General features: G+C 67.6%; 15 protein-coding genes. 7 read left to right on the forward strand and 8 right to left on the reverse strand.

Features of this window, described 5'->3' with window-relative positions; genetic code table 11:
- Positions 1-78 precede the first annotated feature (78 nt).
- Together IMX13_RS10990 and IMX13_RS10995 are read left to right on the forward strand one after the other, a co-directional pair.
- Positions 79-1,221 (forward strand): PilT/PilU family type 4a pilus ATPase, encoded by a 1,143-nt coding sequence (locus tag IMX13_RS10990; RefSeq protein WP_074900446.1) that lies wholly within the window; start codon positions 79-81, stop codon positions 1,219-1,221.
- 157 nt (positions 1,222-1,378) lie between these two features.
- Positions 1,379-2,362, forward strand: a complete 984-nt coding sequence (locus tag IMX13_RS10995; protein WP_053519261.1) for an aldo/keto reductase — start codon at positions 1,379-1,381, stop codon at positions 2,360-2,362.
- 30 nt (positions 2,363-2,392) lie between these two features.
- On the opposite strand, the gene IMX13_RS11000 is transcribed toward IMX13_RS10995, so the two are convergent.
- The gene (locus tag IMX13_RS11000) at positions 2,393-3,295 is read right to left on the reverse strand and encodes a LysR family transcriptional regulator (RefSeq protein ID WP_053519263.1); all 903 of its coding nucleotides are present in this window, start codon (positions 3,293-3,295) and stop codon (positions 2,393-2,395) included.
- A 158-nt stretch (positions 3,296-3,453) separates the two neighbouring features.
- Here IMX13_RS11000 and IMX13_RS11005 point away from each other — a divergent pair, with 158 nt between their 5' ends.
- Positions 3,454-4,161, forward strand: a complete 708-nt coding sequence (locus tag IMX13_RS11005) for a YitT family protein (RefSeq protein WP_053519265.1) — start codon at positions 3,454-3,456, stop codon at positions 4,159-4,161.
- Between the two features lie 126 nt (positions 4,162-4,287).
- Here IMX13_RS11005 and IMX13_RS11010 read toward each other — a convergent pair whose 3' ends face one another.
- A complete protein-coding gene (locus IMX13_RS11010) occupies positions 4,288-4,833 on the reverse strand; it encodes a DNA-3-methyladenine glycosylase I (protein WP_053519397.1) in 546 nt (181 codons plus the stop codon).
- An 89-nt stretch (positions 4,834-4,922) separates the two neighbouring features.
- Here IMX13_RS11010 and IMX13_RS11015 point away from each other — a divergent pair, with 89 nt between their 5' ends.
- From IMX13_RS11015 to IMX13_RS11030, 4 genes are all read left to right on the forward strand, one after another.
- The gene (locus IMX13_RS11015) at positions 4,923-5,489 is read left to right on the forward strand and encodes a YqgE/AlgH family protein (RefSeq protein WP_065182436.1); all 567 of its coding nucleotides are present in this window, start codon (positions 4,923-4,925) and stop codon (positions 5,487-5,489) included.
- The gene (ruvX, locus tag IMX13_RS11020; RefSeq protein WP_053519401.1) at positions 5,482-5,949 is read left to right on the forward strand and encodes a Holliday junction resolvase RuvX; all 468 of its coding nucleotides are present in this window, start codon (positions 5,482-5,484) and stop codon (positions 5,947-5,949) included. The genes IMX13_RS11015 and ruvX overlap by 8 nt, the downstream gene beginning before the upstream one ends.
- Before the next feature lie 16 nt (positions 5,950-5,965).
- The gene (locus tag IMX13_RS11025; protein WP_053519403.1) at positions 5,966-6,916 is read left to right on the forward strand and encodes an aspartate carbamoyltransferase catalytic subunit; all 951 of its coding nucleotides are present in this window, start codon (positions 5,966-5,968) and stop codon (positions 6,914-6,916) included.
- Between the two features lie 101 nt (positions 6,917-7,017).
- A complete protein-coding gene (locus IMX13_RS11030; RefSeq protein ID WP_193396368.1) occupies positions 7,018-7,509 on the forward strand; it encodes a transposase in 492 nt (163 codons plus the stop codon).
- Between the two features lie 102 nt (positions 7,510-7,611).
- On the opposite strand, the gene IMX13_RS11035 is transcribed toward IMX13_RS11030, so the two are convergent.
- The 6 genes from IMX13_RS11035 to IMX13_RS11060 all read right to left on the reverse strand — a co-directional run bounded on the left by IMX13_RS11035 (position 7,612) and on the right by IMX13_RS11060 (position 12,824).
- On the reverse strand, positions 7,612-8,430 hold the full coding sequence (locus IMX13_RS11035; protein ID WP_193396369.1) for a prolyl oligopeptidase family serine peptidase: 819 nt from the start codon (positions 8,428-8,430) through the stop codon (positions 7,612-7,614).
- 70 nt (positions 8,431-8,500) lie between these two features.
- Complete coding sequence (locus IMX13_RS11040; RefSeq protein WP_065174529.1) at positions 8,501-8,767, reverse strand: hypothetical protein; 267 nt, start codon at positions 8,765-8,767, stop codon at positions 8,501-8,503.
- Positions 8,768-8,824: 57 nt separating this feature from the next.
- Positions 8,825-10,186 (reverse strand): magnesium transporter, encoded by a 1,362-nt coding sequence (mgtE, locus tag IMX13_RS11045; RefSeq protein ID WP_053519410.1) that lies wholly within the window; start codon positions 10,184-10,186, stop codon positions 8,825-8,827.
- Positions 10,187-10,397: 211 nt separating this feature from the next.
- Positions 10,398-12,167 carry a phosphoenolpyruvate--protein phosphotransferase gene (gene ptsP, locus IMX13_RS11050; protein ID WP_065174530.1) on the reverse strand — a complete coding sequence of 590 codons (1,770 nt, stop codon included), beginning with the start codon at positions 12,165-12,167 and terminating at the stop codon, positions 10,398-10,400.
- A 2-nt stretch (positions 12,168-12,169) separates the two neighbouring features.
- The gene (locus IMX13_RS11055) at positions 12,170-12,439 is read right to left on the reverse strand and encodes an HPr family phosphocarrier protein (protein WP_053519412.1); all 270 of its coding nucleotides are present in this window, start codon (positions 12,437-12,439) and stop codon (positions 12,170-12,172) included.
- Positions 12,432-12,824 (reverse strand): PTS fructose IIA subunit family protein, encoded by a 393-nt coding sequence (locus IMX13_RS11060; RefSeq protein WP_053519413.1) that lies wholly within the window; start codon positions 12,822-12,824, stop codon positions 12,432-12,434. The genes IMX13_RS11055 and IMX13_RS11060 overlap by 8 nt, the downstream gene beginning before the upstream one ends.
- Positions 12,825-12,873 lie beyond the last annotated feature (49 nt).

Raw genomic sequence — 12,873 nt, forward strand, 5'->3', positions numbered from 1 at the left:
GGCGCGCGACCGCGCCGGCGACTCCGCGATGTTCCGACCATCGACTGAAGCCTGGCACATGCCTCCTGGGAGCCTGCCGTGAACACCACCGCCACCACCATCGATTTCACCTCCTTCCTCAAGCTGATGGCGCACCAGCGCGCCTCGGACCTGTTCATCACCGCGGGCATGCCGCCGGCGATGAAGGTCAATGGCAAGATCGCGCCGATCACGCAGACCCCCCTGACGCCGCAGCAGAGCCGCGACCTGGTGCTGAACGTGATGACGCCGGCACAGCGCGAGGAGTTCGAGAAGACCCACGAATGCAACTTCGCCATCGGCCTGTCCGGTGTCGGCCGTTTCCGCGTGAGCTGCTTCTATCAGCGCAACCAGGTGGGCATGGTGCTGCGTCGCATCGAGACGCGCATCCCGACCGTGGAAGAACTGAGCCTGCCGCCGATCATCAAGACGCTGGCGATGACCAAGCGCGGCATCATCCTGTTCGTCGGTGCGACCGGTACCGGCAAGTCGACGTCGCTGGCAGCGATGATCGGCTATCGCAACCAGAATTCCACCGGCCACATCATCACCATCGAGGATCCGATCGAGTTCGTGCACAAGCACGAGGGCTGCATCATCACCCAGCGCGAAGTGGGCATCGATACCGACAGCTGGGAGGCCGCGCTGAAGAACACGCTGCGCCAGGCGCCGGACGTGATCATGATTGGTGAGGTGCGTACCCGCGAAGGCATGGACCACGCCATCGCCTTCGCCGAGACCGGCCACCTGGTGCTGGCGACGCTGCATGCCAACAACGCCAACCAGGCGATGGACCGCATCATCAACTTCTTCCCGGAAGACCGTCGCAACCAGCTGCTGATGGACCTGTCGCTGAACCTCAAGGGCGTGGTCGCCCAGCAGCTGGTGCCGTCCCCGGATGGCCGCTCGCGCAAGGTTGCGATGGAGATCCTGCTGGGCACGCCGCTGGTGCAGGACTACATCCGCGACGGCGAGATCCACAAGCTGAAGGAAGTGATGAAGGAATCGGTCCAGCTGGGCATGAAGACCTTCGACCAGAGCCTGTTCGAGCTGTACCAGGCCGGTGAGATCAGCTACGAGGATGCGCTGCGGTATGCCGATTCGCAGAATGAAGTGCGGCTGCGCATCAAGCTGAGTCAGGGCGGTGACGCGCGCACCCTGTCGCAGGGGCTGGACGGCGTGGAAATCTCCGAGATCCGCTGAAGCAGCAGGGGACGGCAGCCGGGCATCGCCCGGCGCCGCGGAAGGTCACCGGGTCGGGCGGATTCATGAAATCCAGTCATGACCGACTGCGGCGCAGCCGGTTCAATCCGATGGGGCCGCAGGCGTATCGTCAGCGCTCCCCCTCTGGAGCATGACAATGCAGACACGTGAACTCGGCCGCAGCGGCCTGAAGGTTTCCGCCCTCGGCCTGGGCTGCATGGGCCTGAGCCACAGCTACGGCAAGCCCGTGGAACTGGAGCAGGGCGTCGCGCTGCTGCACGCAGCCGTGGAGCGCGGGGTCACCTTCTTCGACACGGCCGAGGTGTACGGCCCGTACACCAACGAGGCACTGCTGGGCAGGGCGCTGGCGCCGCATCGGGACCGGCTGGTGATCGCCACCAAGTTCGGTTTCCGCAATGCCCAGGCCGATACCGGGCTGGACAGCCGCCCGGAGAACATCCGTGCCGTGGCCGAAGCCAGCCTCAAGCGCCTGCGTACCGACCACATCGATCTGTTCTACCAGCACCGTGTCGATCCCAACGTGCCGATCGAGGACGTCGCCGGTACCGTGCGCGACCTGATTGCCGAAGGCAAGGTCGGCCACTTCGGGCTCTCCGAAGCGAGTGCCGCCACCGTGCGCCGCGCACATGCCGTGCAGCCGGTGGCTGCGGTGCAGAGCGAGTACTCGCTGTGGTGGCGCGAGCCGGAGCGCGAACTGCTGCCGACCCTGCAGGAGCTGGGCATCGGCTTCGTACCGTTCAGTCCGCTGGGCCGGGGCTTCCTGACCGGTACGATCAATGCAGAGACCACGTTCGAGGCCGACGACTTCCGCAACACCGTGCCGCGGTTTGAAGTCGAAGCGCGCCGGGCGAACCAGGTGCTGGTGGACCGGATCGGCGCCATTGCCGCCGCCCGCGGTGCCACCCCGGCACAGGTGGCATTGGCCTGGCTGCTGGCGCAGGCGGACTGGATCGTGCCGATTCCGGGTACCACCAAGGTGCATCGCCTGGAAGAGAACCTGGGAGCGGTGGACCTGCAGCTGTCGAGCGAAGAACGGCAGCGCATCGCGCAGGCGCTGGATGAAGTGTCGATCGTCGGCGAGCGCTACAACGCCCAGCGTGCGGCGCAGGTCAAGGGCTGATCGTGGTGGGTGCGGGCCTTGGGCCCGCACTCATCGGTCCATCATCGGCCCGCGCAGGGCATCGAGCACAGTGCGCATCGCCAGGGTCACGTGGTGGCGCGAGGGGTAGTACGCGTAGTAGCCATCGAACGGGGGGCACCAGTCGTCCAGCACCGATTGCAGGCGCCCATCGTCCAGCATCGGCAGGACCTGGTCTTCCGGCAGCCAGGCCAGCCCGCTGCCGGCCAGTGCCGCGCTGCGGGTCATGCCCATCGTGTTGAAGGTCCACTGCCCGCTCACGCGCACGCTCAGTTCGTGGCCATCCTGGCCGAAGTCCCATGGCATCAGTCCGCCATGGGTGGGCAGGCGCAGGGTGATGCAGTTGTGGCTGGCCAGGTCGTGCGGATGCGCGGGGGCGGCGTGCTGACGGAAGTAACCCGGGGCACCGACCACGCGCATCCGCAGCGGGGGGCTGATGGGCACGGCGATCATGTCGCGTGCCAGGCGCTCGCCGAGGCGGATGCCGATGTCATAGCGCTCGGCGACGATGTCGGCCAGGCCATAGTCGGTGGTCAATTCGATCTTCAGGTCGGGGAAGCGCTGCAGCAGGGGGGCCAGCCGCGGCCACGCCAGATACTCAGCGGCGTGGCCGGTGGCGTTGATGCGGATGGTCCCGGCGGGGCGGTCTCGGTACTCGGCCAACGCGGCCAGTTCGTGCTCGATCTCGGCCAGGCGTGGTGCCAGCGTGGCGAGCAGGCGGGCGCCAGCCTCGGTGGTGGAGACGCTGCGGGTGGTCCGGGTCAGCAGGCGCACCCCGAGCCGCTCTTCGAGGCCGCGCATGGCGTGGCTGAGCGCGGACTGGGAGACACCCAGCTGGGCGGCCGCGCGGGTGAAGCTGCCCTCGCGGGCGACGTGGACAAAGGCCTGCAGGTCGTTGAGGTTTTCGCGCGGCATGCGGGAATGATACGGCGCCGCCGCTGCCCGCTGCCGCGCAGGCTGATGCTTTCCGGGGAGCCCTCAGGCAGGGCGGCGCATCCAGCTGAACGATTTCATCTGCAACTGTCATGCGGATCGTGTCTAATACCGCCTCCCCCCGCTGTCCCCCCACTCGCATGTCCCATCCTTCCCATGGCCCCGCGCCGTGCGACGACGCTGACGGCCACCTGGTCACCGCCGGTCCGTTGACTCCGCCGCCGGACAGCGCCGGTACCACCGCCGACGAGAAAGCGCTGCGCCACTCGGTGGCCGAGGACGTGCAGGGCATGGTGCTGGCGACGATGGTGGCCTCGCTGGGCCTGGCCATCTTTGCCAAGGGCGGGCTGATGATCGGCGGCATGGCCGGCATGGCCTTCCTGCTGCACTACTCCATGGGCTGGAACTTCGGGCTGGTGTTCGTGCTGGTCAATCTGCCCTTCTACTGGGTGGCGCTGCGGCGCATGGGCTGGGAGTTCACCCTGAAGACCTTTGCCGCGGTTACCGCCTGCGGCGTACTGACCGATCTGCTGCCGCGCTGGATCGATTTCTCGCACATCCATCCGCTGTACTCGGCGATCGTCGGCGGCGCGCTGTCGGGGCTGGGCATCCTGTTCTTCATCCGCCACCGTGCCAGCCTGGGCGGCATCGGCATCCTGGCGGTCTACCTGCAGCGCACCCGTGGCTGGAGCGCCGGCAAGGTGCAGATGTCCTACGATGCCTGTCTGATGATCGCCGCGTTCTTCGTGCTTTCGCCGTCCAAGGTGATGTATTCGGCGATCGGCGCGGTGGTGCTCAGCCTGGTGCTGATGTTCAACCACCGGCCCGGCCGTTACATGGGCGTGTGAGCGCGCCTTCCGCGTTCGCCGGGCATGGCCCGGCGCTACCGGAACTGGTACGTGGTAGCGCCGCGCCATGCCCGGCGGATGCAGATCAGCGGGTGGTAGCCCCGGGCCATGCCCGGCGGGTCCGGTTCAGCGGGCGACGGCCTGCAGCCAGGGCGGTGACAGCTTCAGCAGCCGCGCATGCACCGGGCAGTCCGCGGCGTGCGCACCCGGCAGGTAGCCCAGGCTCATCAGGAATTCGCCGGTGATCTCGCCGCCGGTGAAGCGGAAGGTCTTCTTGAACAGCTTCACCCAGTCGGCCTTGCTGCGTGGGTGATGCGCGTCCAGCCAGGCGGCGAAGCTGCCGTGGTCCGCACGCAGCTGCTGGATCACCTGTGCGTTGTGGATCGCGGCAAGCACCTTCAGGCGGTTGCGGATGATGCCCGGGTCCGAGAGCAGGCGCTCGATGTCCTGCTCGGCATAGGCCGCGACCCGGTCCACGTCGAAGGCATCGTAGGCCGCGCGGAATCCTTCCCGCTTCTTCAGGATGGTCTCCCAGCTCAGGCCGGCCTGGTTGATCTCCAGCACCAGCCGCTCGAACAGCTCGCGTTCGTCGCGCTGCGGGAAGCCGTACTCGTGCGCGTGGTAGTAGTCGTGCACCGGGTGGCCGGGGGCGATCAGGCAATATCCGGACAAGGCGAACTCCTGCGGTACGGGGTGGTCATTATGCGCGCCGTGACCGGCAGGTGCAGGCATCGGGGGCGGCCAGCGGCTAGAATGGCGGCATGCCCGCAACTCCCACTTCCCTTGCCGATCACCTGCTCGTCGCGCTGCCGTCGCTGCTCGACGCGACCTTTGCCCGCAGCGTCGCGCTGATCTGCCAGCACGACGAGAACGGGGCGATGGGCGTGCTGGTCAACCAGCCGTCCGAGTACACGCTGGGCGAGGTGCTGTCGCAGATGGACATCGCCACCAGCGATGGCGACCTGCAGGCGCGCATGGTGCTCAACGGCGGGCCGGTACATCCCGAGCGCGGGTTCGTCATCCACGACGATGCGCGGCCCTGGGATTCCAGCCTGACGGTGGGCGATGGCCTGTACCTGACCACGTCGCGCGACATCCTCGAAGCAATGGCCCGCGGCGAAGGCCCGGCCAATGCCGTGGTGACCCTTGGCTGCGCCGGATGGGGCGCCGGGCAGCTGGAGAGCGAGCTTTCCGAGAACAGCTGGCTGACCGTGCCGGCCGACGCCGAACTGGTATTCCAGCTGCCGCTGGAGCAGCGCTGGCAGGGCGCGGCCTCGCGCATCGGCGTGGATCTGTTCCGGCTCACCGATTACAGCGGCCATGTCTGAGCCGGCCGCCCTCCGTCGCGATGGCACCGTGCTCGGCTTCGATGTCGGCGCGCGACGGATCGGCGTGGCCATCGGCAGTGCCTTCGCCGCGCACGCGCGTGCCGTGGCCGTGGTCGACGTGCACGGCAACGGCCCGGACTGGGCGGCGATCGAACGCCTCATCAAGGAATGGAAGCCCGATGGCCTGGTGGTCGGCGATCCGCTGACGCTCGACGGCCAGGACCAACCCAACCGCAAGCGCGCGCAGGGCTTCGCCCGCCAGCTGCGGGAACGATTCAAGCTGCCGGTGGTGATGATCGACGAGCGCTCAAGCTCGGTGGAAGCCGCCCGCCGCTTCGCCGTCGAGCGCGCCGAAGGGCGCAAGCGCCGCCGTGATGCGGCCGCGCTCGATGCGGTGGCTGCGGCGGTGATCATCGACCGCTGGCTGTCCTCGCCGGACGACGCCACTCCCATTCCCTGACTGCACGATTCCCGCCATGACCGCCCAGCAACTCGATGCCTCCGGCCGCCTGCGCCACCTGCTGACTCTTGAGGGCCTGCCCCGCGACACCCTGCTGCAGCTGCTCGACCGCGCGGGGCAGATCCGCGACGCGGCGGTCGGCCGCGTCGGCAACAAGCGGCACGTGCTGGCCGGTTCCGCGGTGTGCACGCTGTTCTTCGAACCGTCCACCCGCACGCGCAGCTCGTTCCAGCTGGCCGCGCAGCGCCTGGGCGCCGACGTGCTGAACTTCGATGCGTCGACCTCGTCCACGCGCAAGGGCGAAACCGCCTGCGACACGCTGCGCAACCTGGAAGCGATGGGCGTGCGCGGTTTCGTGGTGCGCCATCCCGATGATGGTGCCGTGGCCGCACTGGCCGAAGCGGCGGGCGAGGGCACCGCCCTCGTCAACGCCGGCGATGGGCGCAGTTCGCACCCCACCCAGGGCCTGCTGGACATGCTGACCCTGCGCCAGGCCAAGGGCCCGGATTTCTCGAAGCTGAAGGTGGTGATCGTCGGCGACGTGAAGCACTCGCGCGTGGCCCGCACCGACCTGCACGCACTGCGCACGCTGGGCGTGGGCGAGATCCGCGTCTGTGGCCCGCAGTCCCTGTTGCCGGACGACGAAACCCTGAAGGGCTGCGTAGTGGGCGAGGATTTCGACGCGATGCTGGAAGGGGTCGACGCACTGATGATGCTGCGCCTGCAGCGCGAGCGCATGGAAGAAGGGCTGGTGCCGTCGCTGGAGCAGTATCACGACCAGTACGGACTGACCCGCGAACGCCTGGCCCGCGCCGGCAAGGACGCCGCGGTGCTGCACCCCGGCCCGATCAACCGCGGCGTGGAAGTGACCGACGATGTGGCCGATGGCCCACAGTCGTGGGTGCTGCGCCAGGTCGCCAACGGCGTCGCCGTGCGCATGGCCGTGCTGGAAACCCTGCTGGGCTGAACCCCGCTTTGGCAGGTGCCAACCTTGGTTGGCACTGGCCTACCCGGGCGAAGGTGATTTCCCTATGTTCAGGGAACATGCGCCGGCCCATGCTCTTCTGCATGAACAGCACCCGCCTCCTGCTAGGCCGTCATTCCAGTGTCGGCCAGAGCTACATGCTCACGACGAACGTGCATGGCCGGGCGGCTCTGTTCGCCAATGAAGCCGTTGCGGTTGCCGCCATGCAGGAGTTCCAGCGTCTGGATCTGGAAGGTCTGCCCCATTCGATCGCCTACGTGGTCATGCCGGATCACGTTCACTGGTTAATGCAGCTGCGCGCCGCATCGCTCGACGTTGTCATGAAGCGCTTCAAGTCGCGTACAGCCGTGCACGCAAACCGGGTACTGGGCAGGGTGGGGCGCTTCTGGCAGTCCTGCTATCACGATCATGCGATCCGCTCTGATGAGTCGCTGTTCCGGCACGCCATGTATGTGATGGCGAATCCGATCAGGGCGGGGCTGGCAACGCAGCTGGGTGAGTACCCGCATGCGTGGTGTGAGTGGGAACTCGAAGGTTCCTGTGCCAAGGCGGAGTTCATGGGCGCGGGCAGATAGTGCCAACCAAGGTTGGCACCCACCGGAACCTGCCTCCAACTTCGGTGGGCATCTGCTGAAGCCAGGCTTCAACCCAGGGTGGCAACTACCAGGAGCTGAAACTCATCGCTTCTGCCTGAACAACCACGTCCACATCGCCGCATCGGCGTAGGTGGCATCCCAGGCGTTGTGGTTGCCTTGCGGATACTCGGTGTAGCGTACGTCGGCGGCGCCGGTGGCCTGGAATGCGGCGTGCAGGCGGCGGTCGTCGTCTGGTGGCACCACATCGTCAAGCGCACCATGGAAGATCCAGATCGGCGTGTGCCGCAGGCGCTGTGCAATCGCGGCATACGGATCGGCTTCGTTGGCGACCTGCTCCACGAACAGGGTCGGCCGCACCGCGCGGGGGGCCAGCACCGCGCCGCAGACCGGCACGATCGCCGCGAAACGGCGCGGGTCATCCAGTGCGATGTTCCAGCTGCCGTAGCCGCCCATCGACATGCCGGTCAGGTACTGCCGGGCCGGGTCGGCACCGAACTCGGCGAGGGTGGCGTCGAGTGCGGCCAGGGCCACCCGGTTGTTGCGGCCGCTCCATTCCTCGTGCCCGGGAACCTGTGGGAACACCACCAGCGCCGGGAAGTCGCGGTGGTCGCGCAGGTACGGGCCGAGCCCGGCGTGGGTCTGCTTCACGCCATCGCCGCCGCGCTCGCCAGAGCCGTGCAGGAACAGGATGACGGGCACATCGACCGGCGCGGCACCCTGCTGCGCCGGACCACGCGGCTGCAGGCCCGCGGGAATGAACACCTGGTAATAGGCCGTCCGGCCATCCACCTTCACCGCACGCGCCTCGAAGCGTCCGTGCGTCCGTTCGGCGGTGCTGGCGCAGCCTCCTACCATCAGGACCAGCAGCAGCGGCAACCAGCGTGCAAGCAGACGAACCATGAGCGCGTTTCCTGATCTGGAATCGTTTTCATGGTAGTCCAGTCGCACCTGGCCAGCATCGTGCAGCGCGTCACTCGGGCCGGGGGGCGCTGGCGACGATGTCCAGCTGCTCCTGCGCTTCAGCGTTGCCTTCGGCGGCGGCGGCCCGTACCTGTGCCAGATCCGGGTGCAGCACCACCAGCATCGGGTTCTCGCACACCGGGCAGTCGTACTCGGTGGCGTCCTCGTCCAGCTCCATCACCATTGCCCGCGAACTGCCCTTCCATTCGCACGCGGCACAGGTATGCAGCTGGTCGCGCCAACCCGGCTGGAAGTAGTTTTCGATCGTGGTTGCCATGGGGTGTTCCAGTGGGAATGGGCCCCGCGCCCCGACTGGGGGCAGGGCGCAGGTCGGTCAGTGCAGCAGCACCAGGGTGGCCAGGCCGAGGAAGGTGAAGAAGCCCATCGAATCGGTCACGGCGGTCAGGAAAATACCGCTGGCCAAGGCCGGATCGAAGCCGAAACGTTTCAGGGTCAGCGGCACCAGCACACCGGCCAGCGCGGCGAACAGCAGGTTGAAGGTCAGCGCGATGGCGATCACCGCCGACAACCCCGGCGAATGGAACCAGGCCAGCACGATCAGGCCCAGCACGGAACCCAGCAACAGGCCGTTGAGCAGTGCCACCCGCACTTCCTTCCACAGCAGGGTGCGTGCATTGGATGCGCCCACCTGGCCCAGCGCCAGGCCGCGCACCATCAACGCCAGCACCTGCGTGCCTGCGTTGCCGCCGAGGCCGGCGACGATGGGCATGAGCACCGCCAGCGCCACCAGCTTGTCGATCGTGCCTTCGAAGTGACCGACCACGCTGGAGGCGAGGAAGGCGGTACACAGGTTCACCGACAGCCACATCAGGCGACGGCGCATCGCGCGCCACACCGGGCTGAACAGATCCTCGTCCTCGTCCAGGCCGGCGGCGCCCAGCGCCTGGTGCTCGGCCTGGCCACGGATGATGTCGACCACGTCATCGATGGTGATGCGGCCGACCAGAATGTTGTTGTCGTCCACCACCGGCGCGGAAATCCAGTCATGGTCGGAGAACTGGCGGGCGACCTCCTGGTCGCTCTCGCCGACATCGATCGCCGGCTGTTCGTCGTCGATCAACCGGTTGATCGGCGTGGTGTCTTCATGGGTGACCAGCGCTGCAAGCGAGACACGGCCAAGATACTGATGGCGGCGGCTGACCACGAACAGGTGGTCGGTATGGTCCGGAAGTTCGCCGCGCAGGCGCAGGTAGCGCAGCACCACGTCGACGTTGACGTCGGCGCGCACGGTCACCACGTCCGGGTTCATCAGGCGGCCAGCGCTGTCCTCGGGGTAGGACAGGACCTGCTCGAGGCGCTCGCGGTTCTCGCGGTCCATCGACTTGAGGACTTCGTCGATGACCGTGTCCGGCAGGTCCTCGACCAGATCGGCCAGGTCGTCGATGTCCAGGTCTTCGACCGCGGCGATGATCTCGTCCGGGTCCATGTCCGCGAGCAGGCTCTCGCGCACGTCGTCGCCGACGTGGACCAGCACCTCGCCGTCATCTTCCGGATCGACCAGGCCCCACACGACTTCGCGCTTTCCCGGCGGCAGCGATTCGAGCAGGTTGCCGATCTCGGCGGGGGCCAGAGTATTGACCAGGCGACGCACCGGTCCCAGCCGGCCACTGTCCAGTGCATCGGACAGCATCCGCAGTTGGCGCGCAGTCTTGTCGTGGCGTACAGCTTCAGCCATCGCAGCTCCCGCGGGATAAGAAAAGCCGCGATCCTGGCAAGGATGCGGCAACAGGGGTGTTCAGCGCGTCATTATCGCAAGGGGATGTTTCAACGCATACCCCGGTGTCTGCGGCCAGCGGGGTCCATGAATTCCGCCGGGCCATGCCCGGCGAGCGGGATGCGTGGGGTGGTAGCGCCGGGCCATGCCCGGCGAGCGCGCAGCGCGGCCGTCAGGGCGTATCGGCCACCAGTGCCAGCCAGCGCTCGATGCCGCGACGGTCCCGCGCGGCCAGCAGCTTCGGAGCGCGGGCGCGCAGGGATGCCAGGTCGGCCTCGCGGATCGCGCGGCGGACTTCCAGCAGCGTGCCCGGATGCAGGCTGAACTCGGTCAGGCCCAGTGCCAGCAGCAGCGGCGCCATGCGTGCGTCCCCCGCGATCTCGCCGCACACCGCCACCGGCACACGATGGCGTGCGCCGGTCTCGATCACCATCTGCAGCAGGCGCAGCACCGCCGGGTGCAGCGGCGAGTAGAGTTCGCCCAGCGCCTCGTTGTTGCGGTCGGCCGCGAGCAGATACTGCACCAGGTCATTGGTGCCGATCGACAGGAAGTCGACCAGGTCGATGAAGCTCTCCAGCGCTAGGGCAGCGGCGGGTACTTCGATCATCGCCCCCAGCGGCACGTGGTCGGCCACCATGTGCCCTTCCGCGCGCAGTTGTTCGGACAGCTTGAGCATGCGCCGGCGCACGGCCAGCAGCTCTTCGCGCGTGCTGATCATGGGCACCAGCACCCGCAGCTTGCCATAGGCCGAAGCACGCAGAATCGCCCGCAGCTGGGTGTCGGCCACTTTCGGCCGTGCCAGCGACAGGCGCACGCCCCGCAGGCCAAGCGCCGGGTTCTCTTCGTTGCTCAGGGTCAGGCCGGTACGATCCGCTTTGTCCGCACCCAGATCGAGGGTGCGGATGGTCACCGGCCGCCCGCTCATGCCCAGCGCGGCGTCGCGGTAGGTCCGGAACTGTTCTTCCTCGTCCGGCAGTTCGTTGCGCTGCAGGAACAGGAATTCCGTGCGGTACAGACCCAGTCCCTGCGCGCCGAGGGCGTGGGCCTGGGTTACGTCCTCCAGCGATTCGGCGTTGGCCAGCAGGGCGATGTCGACCTGGTCGCGGGTACGGCTGGGTTTGCTGCGCAGGCGCCCGAGCTCCCGCTGCTCGCGGGCGTGTTCCTTCAGCCGTGCGCGATAGTCACGCAGGTTGTCGGCCTGCGGGTTGACGGTGATGCTGCCGTCGGCGCCATCGACGATCAGCACGTCGCCATCGGCAACGCGGCTGAGCAGCTGCGGAACGTTGACGATCAGTGGCAGGTGCAGACTGCGGGCGAGGATGGCGCTGTGCGACAGCGCGCTGCCGGCGGCGGTGACGATCCCTACGACGCCCTGTGCCTGCAGCTGTGCCAGCTCGGACGGCGCGATGTTGTCGCAGACCAGGATCTCGCCGGCCAGCCCCTTCATCACCGGCGCACGCTCCGGCTGCAGGAAGGCGTGAATGCGGCCGATCACATGATCCAGATCGTCCATGCGGCTCTTCAGGTAGGCATCGTCCATGCCATCGAAGACCTTGGCCAGGCGGTCGCGCTGCAGGCGCAGGGCGTATCCGGCGCTGTACGGGCCGCTGCGGATCAGCTCATCCAGGCCGAACAGCAGCTCCGGGTCGTCCAGCAGCAGCGCGTGCAGATCGAGGAATTCGCCTACTTCCTGGTTCAGTGCGCCGTGCAGGCGCTGCCGAAGCTCATGCATCTCCGCGCGCGCGGCATCCACGGCGTGATGCAGGCGCGTCAGCTCGGTTTCGATCTGCTGCGGTGCCACGCGCTGTTCGGCAACGTCCAGCGCATGCGGCAGGCGCACGCGTGCACGCCCCATCGCCGAACCCCGCGCAGCGCCATGACCAGCCAGCAGCTGGACCGGCCGTTGGCCGGAAGGGAGCTGGCCGGCGCGGGCGCGCGGCACGATCAGCTGTCCTCGTCGAAGCGGCGTTCGAACAGGTCGACCACCGCGTCCATCGCGGCGGCTTCGTCTTCGCCACTGATGCGCACGGTGACCGGGGTGCCCTGGCCGGCAGCGAGCAGCATCACGCCCATGATGCTCTTGGCGTTGATCTCGCGGCCCTTGGCAGCCATGGTCACGTTGCACCGGAACGGTGCCAGGGTCTGCACCAGCTTGGCGGTGGCCCTGGCATGCAGGCCCAGGCGGTTGCTGACGGTGAGTTCTCGTTCAAGCATCGTCGACTATCGCTCCATTACGGGTACCCGCCGCAGCGGTGGCGGGCAGTTGATCCAGTCCCTGTTCCGGATAATTCATCACCCGCAGCAACATCGGCAGGCTCAGCGCCGACACCCGGCGAACCGGGGTCCCCAGCCGGGCCAGCTGCCCGGCAAGGTTGGCGGGGCTGGCGCCGTACAGGTCGGTCAGGATCAGCACGCCTTCTCCACCATCAACCCGCCGCAGCGCGGCCGAGGCGAGGGGGAGCAGAGCATCCAGGTCTGCGTCGAACGGTACTTCGAAAGCTTCGGTCTTCAACGGCAGCTGCCGCAGGAGCCGGGTCGCCACGTCAAGCAGGGCGGCGCCGACCCCGGGATGTGTTACGAGGAGAATGCCACAGGTCATTACTGCACGTTAACAGGTCAAGGTGAATTGGCGATAGCCGCAGATGAGG

Source organism: Stenotrophomonas sp. B2 (genome assembly GCF_014947095.1).
Classification (GTDB): Bacteria; Pseudomonadota; Gammaproteobacteria; order Xanthomonadales; family Xanthomonadaceae; genus Stenotrophomonas; species Stenotrophomonas maltophilia_P.